The following is a 14,322-nucleotide window of genomic DNA, read 5'->3' as shown; positions in this document are numbered from 1 at the left end:
CCAGTCATTTCGCGTTACGCCTCAAAGAATTCGCAGTTCTTTGGGGCGTTTTCTTTTGTCAGTAATCTGGCTACCTGTTTGGCAAGGCTTGCCAGCTCATCGTCATCAACACCCCACTCCAGAATCGCCAGTAGCATGGACATCTTCGGGATCATGCTGCTCTTCCAGCGTGTTATTTGGGACTCATCAACACCCAACTCATCAGCAATCTTCCGCTGACCTCGCATCGCTATGCGGTTGAAAATGTTGCTGGTAATTGCGTTGGCCTTCTTGCGTGTGCTTGTAAGTTCCATGTGACATCATTCCTTTGTTGGTTAAGTAGTTAGACGTGACAAAGCCGCAGCTATTGCCACGAACGTTTTTTTTGTTTCGTTTGGATTTCGCTTTTCAGCGACGTAGGACTTCATGTCCGTTGTGTAAGAGCGGTGGATTACTGCTTAAGCTGCTTTATCTTTGGACGGTGGGAAGACTTCATCCAACGAGCATTTACAGCCCAATTTTTTTAAGCCATCAATGATTGCTCGGCAGTCATTTAAGCTTGGAGTACGGATGTTCAGTTCATAGTTGGCGATACGGGATTGACCCCAACCAATAGCTGAAGCCAAGACAGCTTGCGAAACTCCGATTTTCTTTCGCTGCTGAGCAATGTTGTTCATTGCAGCCTCCTAACATTAAACACAGCACTATTACACACAAAATGTGATTAACAGTCAACCTCAATTCGTGTACGGAGTGCAATCACGAACTGTGGTAAATTTACTGGATGAAAACAATGCATGAATTAATCGGGGAAAGGATCAAGTCCCTGCGTGAAGCAAAAGGACTTAGCCAAGTACAGCTAGCCAAACTTTGCGGTTGGGCTGCTCCGTCTCGCCTGGGTAATTATGAGTTAGGCACACGTAAGGTAAGTGCTGACGACGCGGTAATCCTTGGTTCTGCCCTTGGGGTATCACCAGCTATGATCATGTTTGGTGATGAGGCCGACTCTGTTTTCAAGCAGTATGAATACCCATTGTTCGCCTCTGTCCAAGCAGGGCCTTTTTCAGAAGTTGGAAGCTATACCGCGAGCGATGCAAAGTCATGGGTGGCGACAACCAAGAAAGCAAGCGAGAACGCCTTCTGGCTTGAGGTAAAGGGTCATTCTATGACAGCCCCTCAGGGTGTTCGCCCGAGCTTCCCGGAGGGTATGCTCATATTGGTTGATCCGGCTGAGGATGTTGAGACAGGTGATTTCTGCGTTGCCTCAGCAAATGGCGATTCTGAGGTGACCTTCAAGAAGTATGAGAAAGATGGCGGCGTTAGCTATCTGGTGCCTCTTAACCCGGCTTATAGGGTGCTGGATTGCGATCACAGCTGCCGCATCATTGGGAAGGTGGTGAAGGCTCAGTGGCCGGAAGAGACGTTTGGGTAAAGATTTTGCGTCACTTGCCGAAATTACACACAGCGCGTATCCGACTTAAGATTGGAACGATTCACTTTTACCAGGGATAAAATCCAAGGGCAAAATGGAAAATCAAATTGAGGTTTCAAACCTAAGCGACGTTGAATCTTTGCTACATCGCCTTAGGAAGGGTGAAGAGTTTACGGTAGAAAACTTAAACATAAATTTCGTAAATGTCGTAAATTTCAAGATTTACGGGGATCCTGAGCGCTATAATGGAACCATTCCGGCATCGCTAGCTCAAGGGATGTGCGAGTTTCAGACTGAACTCTATAAAGCATATACGCTTGTTAAGCACGGAACTGACAACCTTAAGCACCTCACTAAGAAGGATCGTGAAGAGCTTGAAATCATATTTAAGGTCGAGCCAGGATGTACTGACCTTATCGTTGCCATTAAGGATGTCATAGATTCTTTTGGCATAGCATTTGAGAGATCAACCCAAGGTATGACTGGAACAGAAAAGGCAATCTGCTTAGTTCTCATATCTCTACTCCTTACTGGGGCGTGGCTCGTAAAGTCGCACCTAAAAAACAAGCATGAAAAAGACATGAAACAGCTTGAGCTTGACGAAGCTAAGGAAGATAACAATTCTGAAAATGAGAGAATGAGAATTCTCAAGGATGGAATTGTTGAAGCTCTTAGCGCATCAAGTGCTACTCCAGCAGCAAGGGATGTTTCAGAAGGAATTCAAAACCATGCAGCTAATGCCGTTGTTGGTGTGTTAAAAGGGGTTTCTGACGCCGATAAAGTCGAATTCAATGGTCTTGCTAAAATTGAGTTAGACCAAAAAGATATCAAAGAGATGATCCAGAACCCGCGTGAAAAAATGACTAACAGCGAACTTACCGTAGAGGTTGAGATTGAGGGGATTAAGAAAACTCCAGAAAAGCTGACAGTTACATGCAGAAAGGTTGGAGAGGACTACTCCTTCCCAGCTTATGTGCTGACGGAATTCTTTGATAAAGAAGAAACTGATTTGCTGTACGATGCAATGAAAGAATCTGATACGACGAAACTTTTCGGAGACTACAAAATCCGAAGCGGAATTATCGAACTTGCCATGATATCAAGGATTTCAAAGTGATACCTTCAAACCCGGCCACCGCGCCGGGTTTTTTGTGTCCGCTTTATCGAGATCCAAAAATTTTACCGCCAGCGCTAAAATCAATAACTTACAGATAGCGCAAGAAGCGCGATACTATATATTTCATATAGTTACTGCGTGATCCAAAACAGCCAATCAACCATGCTCCGCCAGGCACTCCTGCACTTTGCTGACAGACCTATAGATAGCCCGCCACTGAGCGGGCTTTTTTGTGCCTGCAAATCACCCATAAAAATAAATTCACACCAAAATCATACACATAACGTGTAAGGGGGAATTTATACACAAATCGTGATTGACCAATAAATCACAATATGTGAATATCATTCCATCAGCAGGAAGCTGGCGCAGTACGAAACGGACAGCAGGCTCTTTTAACAACGGTGACGGATCACCTACGTGGCTGAAAAGCCAGTTAGTACCAAAGCGTGAGTTTTGGGATGGATAAGTACCATCGCCAAAATTTACTCAGGAGGTATCTATGACACGCAGAACTCAATTCTCCGGTTCAGCTTCAGGTCGTCGTCGTGAACGTCGTGCTCACCTTCAGAGTGAAGCCAGCGTTAGCGCTGAAGTGTTGCATCGACCTACTCCAAGCCGCGTTGTGTTGCAGTGCAAACGCCCAGCAGCTGACCGCGTAGTCAAGGCTGTTGAGACCGAGACGGAATATCACAAGCAGATTCTGGCCGGTGCCTCGATGTATGTAGAGCACCGCATCAGCACCAAATACCAGAAGGTCAGCAATGAAGCTGGTCGTCAGATTCACGCAGTGCAGAAGATGCGCGGAAAGAGCATTCCACTCATTTGATCCGTCATCTCCCCTTCTCTGCGTGACAGGCATGAGAGCACATCAGTGTGCTTACCGGAGATAGCTATTTTTGCAGCGCGCTATCGCAACTCAAAAGACATCGTAACGGCTCGTTGAAAAACAGGAAAACAAATGCGTGTAGATAACGAAGTATTGAACGTACTCAGCGCCAGTCAGTGTGAAGGCAATAATTTAATTCTCACCGGACAGCTTGACCGAAACCTCTACACCCGAACCAATAAGGTGATTGAGGCAGCAGGAGGAAAGTGGAATCGAAAAGCGAAGGCGCACGTTTTCGATATCGACGCATCCGATCGCATTGAGCAAATCATTCTTACCGGCGATGTAGTGGTGCCGAAGGATGATTTTGAGTTCTTCCCGACCCCGCCAGATGTTGCGAAGCACGTAATTCGCCTGGCAGACGTTCGGGATGGAATGAAAGTACTTGAGCCCAGCGCAGGTCAAGGTGCCCTGGCTAAGGCTGCTCACGACGCCGCAGCAAATGTGATGATTGATATGTATGAGCTGATGCCAGCCAATAATGAGGCATTGCATGCTCTGAACCTTCGGTTATCAGGCATTGGTGACCCTGTCGATTTCCTTAGGGTTGAGCCAGCGCCTATTTATGACCGCGTAGTAATGAACCCGCCGTTTGGTCGTCAGGCTGATATCAAGCACGTAACTCATGCCCTGAAATTTTTGAAGCCGGGCGGCCTGTTGGTATCAGTCATGGCTTCATCGGTGACGTTCCGCAGCAACAAACTAACTACTGATTTTCGCCAACTGATTGAAGAGCGCGGCGGCCACATTGAAGAGCTGCCAGAAGGCGCATTTAAGTCATCAGGGACGATGGTTAATACGGTCATTGTGAGCATACCCGCACAGGTCGCTTAGGCGGCCTTTTTCACATCTGGAGGCACCATGATAAGCACTGGTAATTATATTTTCGGTTGGCTGGTGATTGGTGTGTTGATGGGGCTGGGGTTTATAGCAGGAGGGGGTGTATGAGTAAAGAGACAGGTGGAGCAGCATTTCCGCTGCCGATGGGAAGTGAAACGGTAGAAGGCTGCGAGGGAATGCAGTTGCGTGACTATTTCGCAGCTAAGGCTTTGCCACTAATCAATGGTAATGGAAGTGTGGATGAGTATGCAAAGGCAGCTTATGACATGGCCGACGCAATGCTCCGCGCCCGGGGCCAGTAACCACTAACAGGAGAAGAGGATGGAATGGATTAAATCTAAAGATAAGCTGCCTGATGATAGCCGTTATGTTCTTGGGTTCAGCGGCCCATCAAAACGTCCATTCGTAGTATGGCATGACGGGCAGCAGTGGGTTGGTTTAAGCAATTACACACCGCAGGTAAGCTTTTGGTGTGAGATACCTGAATTACCCGATGAGTGACACCGTAAAGCTGTCTGCTTAGACGGCTTTGAGGTGCTACGCATGGATATTTAACAGGAGATATGAGAATGGCAACGATTAAAGAGGCGAGTAAGTATCACAGTAAAGAGGTCGTTATTGATAGTGATGGCGACCTGGTTATCTGGCATGGCGATGAAAATGTAGTTTTAGATAAAGAGCAGGTGATTCACTTAAAGAAGCTTATTGATAAGTATTTAGAAGCTGGAGATGTTGATTAGCAGCGCAATGGCTTGTCACGACAGGCCATGACGGTGCTACGCACCATACGCTTTAGAGAGAGAATCGTTTCATCCTTCTGGCCTGCGCAATGCGGGCCATTTTTTTGACACCAACCTAACCAATTCAAGGAACCCACGATGATGAACTATGCCATCGCGGGCGGCGCCATCGTGGGCGCTGCTCAGCTAAACGAATCACTGCTCGACACCATTACACGCCGTCTTCGTGCGAGCTTACGCAGCCTGATCGACACACTTAACCAGAAAGGATATCCGCTATGACCATTATCCCAGTGAACGGAACCATTCTGGTTCAGCAGGGCTGCAGCCACTTCAACAAGCTCTATGAAGAGGCCTTCCCGGACACAAAGGAAGGTATGCACAAAGCCTGTGAGTGGGCTTCTGAAATTGCCCTGGGCTGGCACAACTGTCAGGACGAAGACTGGAACAAGAGGTTCAACAACCATGCAGCATGATGATGATGATTTTGTCGCACTGATGCGCGGCATGCTTGGCGAGTTAGCTGAGCCAATGACATATGAGCAGGCTGCAATGGATGCGGCGGCTGATTACCGTACGGAGCGACAGGCAGAGAGAATGGGGATTAACTGATGGGTACAGCAACGCTAATTCTCGGTGAGTCAGGCACTGGTAAATCTACCAGCCTGCGCAACATCGATCCCAATGTGGCAATGCTGGTTAAGCCGGTTGGTAAGCCGCTGCCATTCAAATCAAAGGACTGGCTCCCGTGGGATAAAGATAAAAAGACAGGGACTGTCGTAGCCACCGATAAATCAGATGCCATCGTGAACGTCATTAAATGGGCGCATCACCTTGGCAAGCGGATCGTAATCATCGACGACTTCCAGTATGTGATGAGCAATGAATTCATGCGCCGTTCCGAAGAGAAATCCTTCGATAAATTTACCGAAATTGGCCGGCACGCATGGGACATCATCAAAGCTGCTCAGGATGCGCCGGATGACCTTCGCGTTTACTTCATGGCTCACACAGAAGAGACGCAGATGGGCCGCGTGAAGATGAAGACGATCGGAAAGATGCTGGACGAAAAAATCACCGTCGAAGGCATGTTCACTATCGTTCTGCGAACGCTAACACGTGATGAGCAATTCTTCTTCACCACCAAAAATAACGGTGCCGATACGGTCAAGTCACCGATGGGCATGTTTGAAACAAACGAAATCGACAATGACCTGGCTTTCGTGGATGCGACTATCTGCGATTACTGGGGATTATCAAATGTTCACAACCTGAAGGAATCAGCCGCATGAGTAATGTGATTTTCACCTACAACCAAGAAGCAGCATTAACCGCCGGTCAGGGCGGTTTCATCAACGAGTCTGGCGCATACGTCCTGACTATCACGGAGGCCGCCCTGACGACCTCTCAGGGCGGCGCTAAGGCTATCGAGTTCTCTGGTGAGTCAGATGACGGGCGCAAGGTGCAGTACCTCAGCGTCTACGTGTTCAAAAAAGACGGCAGTGACAACACCTTCGGCGTGAACATGATACACGCCATCATGGGTTGCGCCGGCGTGAGTCATCTAACCAATCAGATGAAGGATGCGAAGACATTCGTGGCGCCTGAGTTTGCAGGCAAGAAAGTTGGCCTGGTGCTCCAGAAAGTCCTTCGCAGCAAAAATGACGGCTCAGATACTTACGGTCTGGAGATTCGCCTGCCATTCATCGCACAGACCCGCCAGACGCTTCTGGAGAAGGCCGAAGGCAAGAACGCTGAGGCGGTCGATCGCATGGTTGCCGGACTGAAAGACAAGGATGAGCGCAAGAAGGGTGCGAGCGGAAACAGCCCTGCCAGCTACGGCGACTACCATCAGCATGATGATGGATTTACTCCATTTTAAGGAAGAATATGAACCACTTAATGTTAGACCTCGAAACGATGGGTAATGGCACCTACGCCCCTGTCGTTTCAATCGGAGCAGTATTCTTTGAGCCAGCATCGGGCGAGACCGGAGATAAGTTTCAGGTAAACATCTCTCTGGAGTCGTCAATGCGTCATCGCGCGAGGCCCGATGCATCAACAATCATGTGGTGGATGAGCCAAAGCGAAGAGGCGCGCAGTTCGCTACTCGAAAGCCCTCAAGAGCTTTCTACGGCACTTTCGCGCTTCAATGATTTCATCTTCGAAAACACGAACAGTAGGTTTGTTCAGGTATGGGGAAATGGAGCGTCGTTTGATTGCGTCATCCTTCGCAGCGCCTATCAGATGACAGGGCAGAATCCGCCATGGAATTGGTGGAACGATCGGGATGTGAGAACGATGGTTGAAATGGGTAAAGCAATTGGCTTCGACCCAAAGCGAGACATGCCATTCGAAGGCACACGTCACAACGCGCTTGCCGACGCCATCCATCAGGCACAATACGTATCAGCATCTGGCAACGCCTCATTAAATAACACCCACCAATAAGGCACCGACCATGAACCTCACCGAACCTTCGGCGGACTCTGCACGACCTGATGAAACGCAATCACAGCGCCTACATCGGCTGGCTATGCAGGACGCACAGCAGCAGATTGCCGCCCGGTACGGTGAGCGGTGCCGGATTGAATCACGCACGAAGGAACAGACGCGAAAGTTAATCCAGAGCACTACTGAAAGGCGGCTGACCAAATACGTCGAGCATCAGGAAGCAATTGAGAGAAACCGACTCCAGCCCGCTGATGTTGCTGCAAGCGATGTAAACAACGTCTATCCGGAATGGACTGCTCGCCGCTACCACGGCGACTAACTATTTTCGCCGCGGCATTGAGCCTGACAGCGGCATAAGGGGTAAGAGAATGAGTAATTACTACGTATCAGGATGCGTTGCCGATGGTGACGATGTGTCAACGTGCGATGACAGTGTCGCGCAGTTCTGGACGCTGTATCACCGCAATGAAGAAGGATTGAGCGAGGGCATTATCGACTGCATGTTTCGTGAGGATGCTGAGGCGGCGATGCGCGTTTATAAGGAGCGTGACGCGCTGGCCGCGCTGACTGCGCCGCCGGTTAAGTTGCCGAACAAGGAGCATATCTTTCCAGGATGCGACACGCAGCAAATGACCATTTTATTGACGCACAATGCCGCTATAGATGGATGTGCAGAAGCCATCCGCGCAGCCGGTTATAAGGTGGAGGGTGGGTGATGGAAAAGCAAAACCGCTATATCTACCACTACTGCGCTGCTCAGGATAACGCAACTGTTTCGGGCATTGCACAAATGACATTCAGGATCGTTTCTCAAGATGATTTGAATAAGTTGAAGGAAGTAGTCAGGCAAGACCTGTCATTTAAGGCTGTAGCAATAACATCACTTTCTTACTTAGGTAGAGAGCATGAGGATTTCGCCGCTCAACTCCGCGCAGGAGAGCCATCATGACCGCAGAGCAGAAGCAGGCAATGATTGACTGGCTTGAGGAAGGCGTTGCGTGCAGCGATGAATATGGCTTCAGCGGCAACATCCTTAAATCTATGAAAGTCGCACTCTCCACCCTGACGGCGCAGCCTGTAGCGTGGATTTCTTCGGGAGAGTACGCGATTTTGAGTCGGCTAAAGAAGCACGCAGCCGTCGAAGTTGGATTATTTAATGTGCAGCGATTCAGTGATGACAAACCTCTTTTTGCCTCAGCGCCCATTCCAACCGGGTGGAAACTCGTACCTATTGAGCCGACAGAGAGAATGGTGACTGCTGGATTTGAGTCCGAGCCGGTTGAGGAGTTCAGCGAACCAGAGGTGTGGGAAGCATTCCAAATGATGAGCGGATGCCAGCAGGCAGCCTATAAAGCTCGCCTTTGCTGGTCAGCAATGCTCGCCGCAGCACCCTCCCCGCACGAATAAGCGATATACTCCCCCACAGGAGGACATCGCCATGTCACACAACTTAGCAGCACGCAGCAGAGAAGAGCGCGACAGGATTAACGTTGATTTAGCCGCATCAGGAGTAGCGTACAAGGAACGTATGAACCAGCCTGTAATTCCGCATGAGGTTGAGATGCAGCAGCCTGAGAGCCAGCGTGAGTATTTCAGGGAGAGGTTGCAGCATTACAGGAACGTTGCGCTGAAGTACCCGCGCGGCACTGACCCGGTTTATCAGAAGGAGGAGAATAAATAATGCCAGCAGGAATGCCAGATAAGTGTCCTAAATGCGGTAATACTTATTTAGAAAGGCAAAAAGATAGGGGCATGGATACAGGTGACTGGTTTTGCTACCAGTGCGAATCTGTTGGGGAGATTGTAAGGCCGCCATTAAGCACACCCAAAAAAGAACCTAATTAACATCTATAACCTGCTCCGGCAGGTTTTTTTACGCCCAAATTTCGGAGATGAGTATGGCTATTCAAGTGCCTAAATTCGGTTTTCAGGAGTACGTGCCAGACAAAAAAGACCTGTGCTCTTTATGCGGCTCAAATGTAGGCGAGCACCTGTTAGTGCAATGTAAAGACGATATTCTCATTTGCCCTGACTGCATTGATTTGCTGGCCTTCCTAAGGAGGCAGAAGCAAGCTGAACGCGATGAAAATACGATTCAGGCAATGCTAGTTATTGAGTCATCTATGCCAGACGCATACCAGCCACGCGAGCTATTTGAAGCTCTAATTAAGGCTGTTAGGGATAACAAGATACCCCGCATTCACGTTGATTTTTGAGGTGATGATATGAGTTTCGCAGATATTTTAGACGAGGCCGCAGAACGCGAGCAGCAGATGATTGAGATTGCCCTGGCTAACCGGCCTAAGCCCACGATGGAGTTTACCGGCACCTGTCAGAATGGTGATTGCGGCGAGAAAGTTGATAAAGGCTTCTTCTGCTGCCCGGAGTGCAGAACCGATTACGAGCGTATTGAGCGCGCTAAGCAGCACAGGAGAGTGGCATGAGCATTGAGTGGAATGGAGAGGGCCTGCCGCCGGTTGGATGTGAGTGTGAGGTAAAAGCCGAGGATTTTTACGAATGGACAAAAATCAAGGTAGTTTATGTCCATAACGGAGAGATTGCTGCTGTTACTTCCTCGCCCAATACATATTTAAACGATCGCATAGAAAAATTCTCTGCTGGATATAACGCGGCTGAATTTCGACCACTCCGCACCGAAGCAGAGCGCAAGCGTGAGGAGGCAAAGCATGCCATCGCTGAACTATGCAGGTCATCTGCAAGTAACGGACACAGCGCCGACCTGATTTACGACGCCATCGCCGCTGGCAAAATCCCCCACATCACCCTGAAGTAACCCCCACCCACCCTATTCACTATCGCGCTCTGCGTGAGGAGTTGTTATGTCTGAAGAAGAGCTACTGGAGAACGCCGCCAGAGCTGCCGACATGCGCACTTTTGGATTCGATGCGCTTGGCAACATACTTATCGACCCTGTCGTTTACTCGCCATGGAATCCACTAACAAGGACCAGCGATGCGCTGCAATTAGCCCGCGAGATGGATATGAATATCCACTATGGCGAGAAAGTGATTCTCATCTCTGAACCGGCGGGAGCATGCAGCCAGGTAGTTGAGGTTGACTGTAGCGACCTTGAGCTCCTAACCAGAAAGGCGATCACCCATCTTGCCGCTCATGTTGGTAAAAACATGTGACCACCACCTGCGACGACATCACCCCGGCAGACATCATCACTGATATCTGCCTTTTTATTGCCCTAATCATCGCATTTATCCGCGGTAAGCCGCCAAAGGAGTAGATATGGAAAATGTTGTTCAGCTAATGCCCAATAAATGGGTGTCCGAGGCCGTTCTTACCACAGTAACCGGCATGACCAAGCACATGATTCAGCACGCGCGCCGGTCAACTTGGCTTGAGGGGAAGGAGTATCGCCATGTGGCTCCCGACCTCGCGCCAAAAGAAAACAGCCCGATCATGTACTGCCTGCCAGAAATAAATAAATGGATTGAGAAACAGCGCCCGGCGATCCGCCGCCGCATTTCTGCTTAAATGGACTCCCTTTCAACAACGAGGAGCAGTGATGGCTAAATACCCCACAGGCGTAGAAAACCACGGAGGGTTTCTGCGCATATGGTTCATTTATAAAGGTAAGAGAGTGAGGGAAGGTCTGGGATTGCCAGATACACCGAAAAACAGGAAGGCAGCAGGAGAGCTGAGGGCTTCTGTTTGCTATCAGGTAAAAACCGGCACCTTCAGTTATCCAGATCAGTTTCCAGGCTCTCCGAACGCCGGTAAATATGGCGTACAGAGAAGGCTGGTGACACTGGCTGAGCTGGCAAACAAATGGCTTTCAGTTAAGGAAATGGACCTTACCGCAAACGCACTGAGGCATTACAGGTCATACGTTGGATCATGCCTGGATGTAATCGGCCATGAAAAGATGGCTGACTCAGTGACGCAGGAAGACATCCTGATTGCAAGGAAGGAGATGCTGACGGGAATACAGCGGCCGCGAGGAAGGAACCCGGCACCTACCGGAAGAGGCAGAACGGTGCCAACGGTGAATTCATACTTCGCCTGTCTGAAAGGGATGTTTTCGTTCGCCGCCGCCAATGGCTATGTGCAGAGAAACCCGATGGAGACTTTTTCTCCTCTGAAAAAATCCAGACCAGCCCCTGACCCGCTGACCCGTGAGGAGTACGCAAGGGTGATCGCCGCCTCTCCCACCGAGCAGATGACAAATCTCATCATCCTGGCCGTAAATACCGGTATGCGGCATGGAGAGATTATCTCTCTGGCGTGGGAAGATATTGATACTGTGGACTGGACGGTGAAGATAGTGCGCGGGCAGTCGATGACGAATTACTTCAACCCGCCGAAAACAGACTCCGGCATCAGGACCATTCAGCTGACCGCCCCTGCCATTGAGGCGCTGAAGTCACAGATGGTGCTGACGAGAATGGGACAGCAGCATGAGGTAACGATTCATCTGCGGCAGAAGGAGGCGACGCGAACAGACCTGTGTACTTTCGTGTTTTCACCGAGGATCACAACCCGTAATGGTGGGACGGCAGACTGGTATACATCAGGGACAATCAACGCCGCCTGGAGAACGATGCTGAGGAAGGCTGGTGTCAGAATGAGGAAGTCATATGAAACGCGGCATACTTTTGCATGCTGGGCACTTGCGGCCGGAGCCAACCCTAACTTTGTTGCTCACCAGATGGGGCACTCTTCGGCGCAGATGCTTTACAACGTTTACGGTAAATGGATGACCGAGAATAATCACGATCAGGTCGCTCTCCTGAACGCTGATTTTTCACAAAATGCCCCACCCATGCCCCACAAGAAAACCGCTTAATCATAACCTTCTGTATTTATTGAAACTTTCCACATCAATACTACTTGCTATCGATGAACTGTATCGAACTGGCGCGCAGTTTTGTCTATCTGGCAAATCAGGGAGTGACACTGGATGGCAGCCGGATGATTACCCCTCGCCAGGCGCGGCAGATTAACGCCCTGATGATCACCAGCGGCATGTATGATGGCGCGGGCGAGTTTGCCTGGCGCGTCGGCATGCCCGCCAAGTCAGGCGTTGGTGGCGGGATCATTGCGGTCATTCCGGGAGAGATGAGCATCGCGGTCTGGTCACCAGGGCTCGATAGCGCGGGCAATTCGCTGGCCGGAACCGCCGCGCTGGAGTGTCTGACCGATAAACTGGGCCGTTCGATTTTCTGAATCAGCTCACCACATTGATCGGCTGACCCTGACTAAAGGCGATAAGATTGGCGGTGATACCCTGCAGCAGATTATGTACCCCGCTCTGACTGGCCCAGGCGATGTGCGGCGTAAGCAGCAGATTAGCCAAACCAGGTTGCAGCAGCGGATTATCGGTGTCAGGCGGTTCGCTGCTCAGCACATCGAGCGCTGCCCCCCCAATCCGGCCCTGTTGCAGCGCCTCAGCCAGATCCCCCTCGTTGATCAGCCCGCCGCGCGCGGTGTTGATCAACAGCGCCTGCGGCTTCATTTTACTCAGCGCCTCGCGGTCAATCAGCTGTCGGGTCTGTTCGCTCAGGGGGCAATGCAGCGAGAGGATATCGCTGGTCGCCAGCACCTGTTCAAAACTGACATAGCCGTCACGCAGTGACCTGCTGCCTTTGCGATCGGCGTACTGAACCTTCATGCCCAACGCCTGCGCCAGTTTACCGGTGGCCTGACCAATCTCGCCTTTGCCGATAATACCCAGCGTCGCACCGCCTATATCCTGAATCGGCTGGCGGTGCAGACAAAAATGCTGCGCATCAGGCCACGCCGTGCGCGTGCTGGTAGCGTAATCCAGTAACTGACGACGCAGGGCAAAAATAGCGGCAATCACCCCTTCCGACACGCTCTGTGTCGAGTAGCCCGGCACATTGCTTACCACGATGCCACGCGCGCGACAGGCATCAATGTCGATACAGTCATAGCCGGTCGCGGCAACGCAGATAAACCGCAGCGACGGGAGTTGCTCTAGCGTGGCGGCACGCAGCGGCACTTTATTGGTGATCGCCACCGTGGCATCCTGCAGTGCCGTTACGATGGCGTCTTCTGCGGTATGACCCTGTACCTGCCAGTCACTGCAGCCTGGCGGTGCGGTTAAAGGCAGCGGTAATGTTTCCCCATCCAGCATCACGATTTTCATATTTCATCCTTTGTTGACAACAATAAGCGCGTCCGACCATCGTCTGGTTGCGCAGCAATGTTAGTCTTATGTATTTCATGAGTAACGAACAAGTTAAATGACGGCAGAATTAAAGTGAATATGTTCAAACTGTGCGGATTTTTTCAGGATTATCGCCACTTTATTTAACCCTTTTTCCCCCTTCGCGTTACACTGCCGCCCTCAATTGTGACCCATGACCCTGATGTAAATCATGCATACAACTGCCTTCAGACAACGACTCACAGCCGGTATTGCGATCCTGGCCGTGTTGCTGTTGTTTGTTGCGCCGATGGTGTCTGAAAATCTGGCAGAGCATCGCGCCAGTCAGCCGCGCCTGTCAGTCATGAGCGACGAGATGCCGATGGAGCATCATCACAGTGATATAGCGATGATGGCGCATCACAGCGACATGTCGATGCCAGGTCACGACATGATGATGGAGCCGGGTTTCGCCTGTGGCTACTGCGATTTACTGATTCATGTCCCGCTGATGCTGTGGGTGTTTACCCCGCTTATCTGGTGGATGTGTCTGATCTGCCGGACGCCACCGCCGCCTGCTATCAACCCACCGCGGCGGCGACGGTTTCTGCGCACCCATCGTCCCCGGGCGCCTCCGTTGGTGACGCTGAACCTCACTGTTTTTTGACCCCGACTTCTTACGCGTTACGGCGTCAGAAGCTCTGTTCTGTCTTTTGAAAAGTGTGGAAT

General features: G+C 50.5%; 27 protein-coding genes and 2 pseudogenes. 26 read left to right on the top strand and 3 right to left on the bottom strand.

Features of this window, described 5'->3' with window-relative positions:
• Positions 1 to 14: 14 nt before the first annotated feature.
• Both HA41_RS00510 and HA41_RS00505 read right to left on the bottom strand, forming a co-directional pair.
• Positions 15 to 293, bottom strand: a complete 279-nt coding sequence (locus HA41_RS00510) for a CII family transcriptional regulator (protein ID WP_094119098.1) — start codon at positions 291 to 293, stop codon at positions 15 to 17.
• Positions 294 to 437: 144 nt separating this feature from the next.
• Positions 438 to 656, bottom strand: a complete 219-nt coding sequence (locus tag HA41_RS00505) for a helix-turn-helix transcriptional regulator (protein WP_094119097.1) — start codon at positions 654 to 656, stop codon at positions 438 to 440.
• A gap of 107 nt (positions 657 to 763) precedes the next feature.
• On the opposite strand from HA41_RS00505, the gene HA41_RS00500 reads away from it, so the two are divergent.
• From HA41_RS00500 to HA41_RS00390, 25 genes and pseudogenes are all read left to right on the top strand, one after another.
• Positions 764 to 1,411, top strand: a complete 648-nt coding sequence (locus tag HA41_RS00500; RefSeq protein ID WP_094119096.1) for a LexA family protein — start codon at positions 764 to 766, stop codon at positions 1,409 to 1,411.
• Positions 1,412 to 1,505: 94 nt separating this feature from the next.
• Positions 1,506 to 2,528 carry a hypothetical protein gene (locus HA41_RS00495; protein ID WP_094119095.1) on the top strand — a complete coding sequence of 341 codons (1,023 nt, stop codon included), beginning with the start codon at positions 1,506 to 1,508 and terminating at the stop codon, positions 2,526 to 2,528.
• Between the two features lie 502 nt (positions 2,529 to 3,030).
• Positions 3,031 to 3,357 (top strand): transcriptional antitermination N peptide, encoded by a 327-nt coding sequence (locus HA41_RS00490; protein ID WP_094119094.1) that lies wholly within the window; start codon positions 3,031 to 3,033, stop codon positions 3,355 to 3,357.
• Positions 3,358 to 3,489: 132 nt separating this feature from the next.
• Complete coding sequence (locus HA41_RS00485) at positions 3,490 to 4,251, top strand: methyltransferase (RefSeq protein ID WP_094119093.1); 762 nt, start codon at positions 3,490 to 3,492, stop codon at positions 4,249 to 4,251.
• A gap of 110 nt (positions 4,252 to 4,361) precedes the next feature.
• Complete coding sequence (locus HA41_RS00480) at positions 4,362 to 4,559, top strand: hypothetical protein (RefSeq protein WP_094119092.1); 198 nt, start codon at positions 4,362 to 4,364, stop codon at positions 4,557 to 4,559.
• Positions 4,560 to 4,578: 19 nt separating this feature from the next.
• A complete protein-coding gene (locus HA41_RS00475) occupies positions 4,579 to 4,758 on the top strand; it encodes a DUF551 domain-containing protein (protein WP_094119091.1) in 180 nt (59 codons plus the stop codon).
• Positions 4,759 to 4,826: 68 nt separating this feature from the next.
• On the top strand, positions 4,827 to 4,997 hold the full coding sequence (locus HA41_RS20930) for a hypothetical protein (protein WP_158086608.1): 171 nt from the start codon (positions 4,827 to 4,829) through the stop codon (positions 4,995 to 4,997).
• A gap of 141 nt (positions 4,998 to 5,138) precedes the next feature.
• Positions 5,139 to 5,279 carry a protease FtsH-inhibitory lysogeny factor CIII gene (locus tag HA41_RS00470; protein WP_143807216.1) on the top strand — a complete coding sequence of 47 codons (141 nt, stop codon included), beginning with the start codon at positions 5,139 to 5,141 and terminating at the stop codon, positions 5,277 to 5,279.
• Positions 5,276 to 5,473 carry a DUF5444 family protein gene (locus tag HA41_RS00465; RefSeq protein WP_094119090.1) on the top strand — a complete coding sequence of 66 codons (198 nt, stop codon included), beginning with the start codon at positions 5,276 to 5,278 and terminating at the stop codon, positions 5,471 to 5,473. The genes HA41_RS00470 and HA41_RS00465 overlap by 4 nt, the downstream gene beginning before the upstream one ends.
• Positions 5,463 to 5,609, top strand: coding sequence for a hypothetical protein (locus tag HA41_RS20925; protein WP_158086607.1), 147 nt, complete (start codon positions 5,463 to 5,465; stop codon positions 5,607 to 5,609). Before HA41_RS00465 ends, HA41_RS20925 begins: the two co-directional genes overlap by 11 nt.
• Positions 5,609 to 6,289, top strand: coding sequence for a DEAD/DEAH box helicase family protein (locus HA41_RS00460; protein WP_094119089.1), 681 nt, complete (start codon positions 5,609 to 5,611; stop codon positions 6,287 to 6,289). The genes HA41_RS20925 and HA41_RS00460 overlap by 1 nt, the downstream gene beginning before the upstream one ends.
• On the top strand, positions 6,286 to 6,879 hold the full coding sequence (locus HA41_RS00455) for a DUF669 domain-containing protein (protein WP_094119088.1): 594 nt from the start codon (positions 6,286 to 6,288) through the stop codon (positions 6,877 to 6,879). The genes HA41_RS00460 and HA41_RS00455 overlap by 4 nt, the downstream gene beginning before the upstream one ends.
• Before the next feature lie 8 nt (positions 6,880 to 6,887).
• A pseudogene (locus tag HA41_RS00450) lies at positions 6,888 to 7,435 on the top strand (3'-5' exonuclease).
• A gap of 23 nt (positions 7,436 to 7,458) precedes the next feature.
• Positions 7,459 to 7,770, top strand: coding sequence for a hypothetical protein (locus HA41_RS00445; protein WP_094119086.1), 312 nt, complete (start codon positions 7,459 to 7,461; stop codon positions 7,768 to 7,770).
• Positions 7,771 to 7,819: 49 nt separating this feature from the next.
• Entirely contained in the window at positions 7,820 to 8,167 is a 348-nt protein-coding gene (locus tag HA41_RS00440) for a hypothetical protein (protein WP_094119085.1), read from the top strand.
• The gene (locus HA41_RS00435; RefSeq protein ID WP_094119084.1) at positions 8,167 to 8,400 is read left to right on the top strand and encodes a hypothetical protein; all 234 of its coding nucleotides are present in this window, start codon (positions 8,167 to 8,169) and stop codon (positions 8,398 to 8,400) included. The genes HA41_RS00440 and HA41_RS00435 overlap by 1 nt, the downstream gene beginning before the upstream one ends.
• Positions 8,397 to 8,858 carry a hypothetical protein gene (locus HA41_RS00430; protein WP_094119083.1) on the top strand — a complete coding sequence of 154 codons (462 nt, stop codon included), beginning with the start codon at positions 8,397 to 8,399 and terminating at the stop codon, positions 8,856 to 8,858. Before HA41_RS00435 ends, HA41_RS00430 begins: the two co-directional genes overlap by 4 nt.
• Positions 8,859 to 8,889: 31 nt before the next feature.
• Positions 8,890 to 9,132: a DNA polymerase III subunit theta gene (locus tag HA41_RS00425; protein WP_094119082.1), complete on the top strand. Its 243-nt coding sequence runs from the start codon at positions 8,890 to 8,892 to the stop codon at positions 9,130 to 9,132.
• 217 nt (positions 9,133 to 9,349) lie between these two features.
• Positions 9,350 to 9,667: a hypothetical protein gene (locus tag HA41_RS00420; protein ID WP_143807214.1), complete on the top strand. Its 318-nt coding sequence runs from the start codon at positions 9,350 to 9,352 to the stop codon at positions 9,665 to 9,667.
• Positions 9,668 to 9,676: 9 nt separating this feature from the next.
• The gene (locus tag HA41_RS00415; protein ID WP_094119080.1) at positions 9,677 to 9,895 is read left to right on the top strand and encodes a hypothetical protein; all 219 of its coding nucleotides are present in this window, start codon (positions 9,677 to 9,679) and stop codon (positions 9,893 to 9,895) included.
• Positions 9,892 to 10,245: a hypothetical protein gene (locus HA41_RS00410; protein ID WP_094119079.1), complete on the top strand. Its 354-nt coding sequence runs from the start codon at positions 9,892 to 9,894 to the stop codon at positions 10,243 to 10,245. Before HA41_RS00415 ends, HA41_RS00410 begins: the two co-directional genes overlap by 4 nt.
• A gap of 46 nt (positions 10,246 to 10,291) precedes the next feature.
• Positions 10,292 to 10,603, top strand: coding sequence for a hypothetical protein (locus HA41_RS00405; protein ID WP_094119078.1), 312 nt, complete (start codon positions 10,292 to 10,294; stop codon positions 10,601 to 10,603).
• Positions 10,604 to 10,709: 106 nt separating this feature from the next.
• Positions 10,710 to 10,958 carry an excisionase family protein gene (gene xisR / locus HA41_RS00400; RefSeq protein ID WP_094119077.1) on the top strand — a complete coding sequence of 83 codons (249 nt, stop codon included), beginning with the start codon at positions 10,710 to 10,712 and terminating at the stop codon, positions 10,956 to 10,958.
• A 31-nt stretch (positions 10,959 to 10,989) separates the two neighbouring features.
• Positions 10,990 to 12,270: a site-specific integrase gene (locus HA41_RS00395; protein WP_094119076.1), complete on the top strand. Its 1,281-nt coding sequence runs from the start codon at positions 10,990 to 10,992 to the stop codon at positions 12,268 to 12,270.
• Between the two features lie 38 nt (positions 12,271 to 12,308).
• A pseudogene (locus HA41_RS00390) lies at positions 12,309 to 12,650 on the top strand (glutaminase); the annotation flags it as partial.
• A 1-nt stretch (position 12,651) separates the two neighbouring features.
• On the opposite strand, the gene HA41_RS00385 reads toward HA41_RS00390, so the two are convergent.
• Entirely contained in the window at positions 12,652 to 13,593 is a 942-nt protein-coding gene (locus tag HA41_RS00385; protein ID WP_094119075.1) for a D-2-hydroxyacid dehydrogenase, read from the bottom strand.
• Positions 13,594 to 13,825: 232 nt separating this feature from the next.
• On the opposite strand from HA41_RS00385, the gene HA41_RS00380 reads away from it, so the two are divergent.
• Positions 13,826 to 14,260 (top strand): DUF2946 domain-containing protein, encoded by a 435-nt coding sequence (locus tag HA41_RS00380; protein WP_094119074.1) that lies wholly within the window; start codon positions 13,826 to 13,828, stop codon positions 14,258 to 14,260.
• Positions 14,261 to 14,322 lie beyond the last annotated feature (62 nt).

It is taken from the genome of Pantoea conspicua (assembly GCF_002095315.1).
In the GTDB taxonomy this organism is placed as follows: Bacteria; Pseudomonadota; Gammaproteobacteria; order Enterobacterales; family Enterobacteriaceae; genus Pantoea; species Pantoea conspicua.
The sequence above is the reverse complement of the archived record's forward strand: the minus strand, read 5'-3'. Positions and strand labels throughout refer to the sequence as shown.

Coding starts and splice junctions, on each gene's coding strand:
- HA41_RS00505 (WP_094119097.1), bottom strand. CDS start 656: ATGAACAACATTGCTCAGCAGCGAAAGAAAATCGGAGTTTCGCAAGCT.
- HA41_RS00380 (WP_094119074.1), top strand. CDS start 13,826: ATGCATACAACTGCCTTCAGACAACGACTCACAGCCGGTATTGCGATC.
- HA41_RS00430 (WP_094119083.1), top strand. CDS start 8,397: ATGACCGCAGAGCAGAAGCAGGCAATGATTGACTGGCTTGAGGAAGGC.
- HA41_RS00395 (WP_094119076.1), top strand. CDS start 10,990: ATGGCTAAATACCCCACAGGCGTAGAAAACCACGGAGGGTTTCTGCGC.
- xisR (WP_094119077.1), top strand. CDS start 10,710: ATGGAAAATGTTGTTCAGCTAATGCCCAATAAATGGGTGTCCGAGGCC.
- HA41_RS00410 (WP_094119079.1), top strand. CDS start 9,892: ATGAGCATTGAGTGGAATGGAGAGGGCCTGCCGCCGGTTGGATGTGAG.
- HA41_RS00470 (WP_143807216.1), top strand. CDS start 5,139: ATGAACTATGCCATCGCGGGCGGCGCCATCGTGGGCGCTGCTCAGCTA.
- HA41_RS00490 (WP_094119094.1), top strand. CDS start 3,031: ATGACACGCAGAACTCAATTCTCCGGTTCAGCTTCAGGTCGTCGTCGT.
- HA41_RS20925 (WP_158086607.1), top strand. CDS start 5,463: ATGCAGCATGATGATGATGATTTTGTCGCACTGATGCGCGGCATGCTT.
- HA41_RS00495 (WP_094119095.1), top strand. CDS start 1,506: ATGGAAAATCAAATTGAGGTTTCAAACCTAAGCGACGTTGAATCTTTG.
- HA41_RS00455 (WP_094119088.1), top strand. CDS start 6,286: ATGAGTAATGTGATTTTCACCTACAACCAAGAAGCAGCATTAACCGCC.
- HA41_RS00435 (WP_094119084.1), top strand. CDS start 8,167: ATGGAAAAGCAAAACCGCTATATCTACCACTACTGCGCTGCTCAGGAT.
- HA41_RS00415 (WP_094119080.1), top strand. CDS start 9,677: ATGAGTTTCGCAGATATTTTAGACGAGGCCGCAGAACGCGAGCAGCAG.
- HA41_RS00485 (WP_094119093.1), top strand. CDS start 3,490: ATGCGTGTAGATAACGAAGTATTGAACGTACTCAGCGCCAGTCAGTGT.
- HA41_RS00425 (WP_094119082.1), top strand. CDS start 8,890: ATGTCACACAACTTAGCAGCACGCAGCAGAGAAGAGCGCGACAGGATT.
- HA41_RS00480 (WP_094119092.1), top strand. CDS start 4,362: ATGAGTAAAGAGACAGGTGGAGCAGCATTTCCGCTGCCGATGGGAAGT.
- HA41_RS00500 (WP_094119096.1), top strand. CDS start 764: ATGAAAACAATGCATGAATTAATCGGGGAAAGGATCAAGTCCCTGCGT.
- HA41_RS00460 (WP_094119089.1), top strand. CDS start 5,609: ATGGGTACAGCAACGCTAATTCTCGGTGAGTCAGGCACTGGTAAATCT.
- HA41_RS00465 (WP_094119090.1), top strand. CDS start 5,276: ATGACCATTATCCCAGTGAACGGAACCATTCTGGTTCAGCAGGGCTGC.
- HA41_RS00475 (WP_094119091.1), top strand. CDS start 4,579: ATGGAATGGATTAAATCTAAAGATAAGCTGCCTGATGATAGCCGTTAT.
- HA41_RS00445 (WP_094119086.1), top strand. CDS start 7,459: ATGAACCTCACCGAACCTTCGGCGGACTCTGCACGACCTGATGAAACG.
- HA41_RS00510 (WP_094119098.1), bottom strand. CDS start 293: ATGGAACTTACAAGCACACGCAAGAAGGCCAACGCAATTACCAGCAAC.
- HA41_RS00420 (WP_143807214.1), top strand. CDS start 9,350: ATGGCTATTCAAGTGCCTAAATTCGGTTTTCAGGAGTACGTGCCAGAC.
- HA41_RS20930 (WP_158086608.1), top strand. CDS start 4,827: ATGGCAACGATTAAAGAGGCGAGTAAGTATCACAGTAAAGAGGTCGTT.
- HA41_RS00405 (WP_094119078.1), top strand. CDS start 10,292: ATGTCTGAAGAAGAGCTACTGGAGAACGCCGCCAGAGCTGCCGACATG.
- HA41_RS00385 (WP_094119075.1), bottom strand. CDS start 13,593: ATGAAAATCGTGATGCTGGATGGGGAAACATTACCGCTGCCTTTAACC.
- HA41_RS00440 (WP_094119085.1), top strand. CDS start 7,820: ATGAGTAATTACTACGTATCAGGATGCGTTGCCGATGGTGACGATGTG.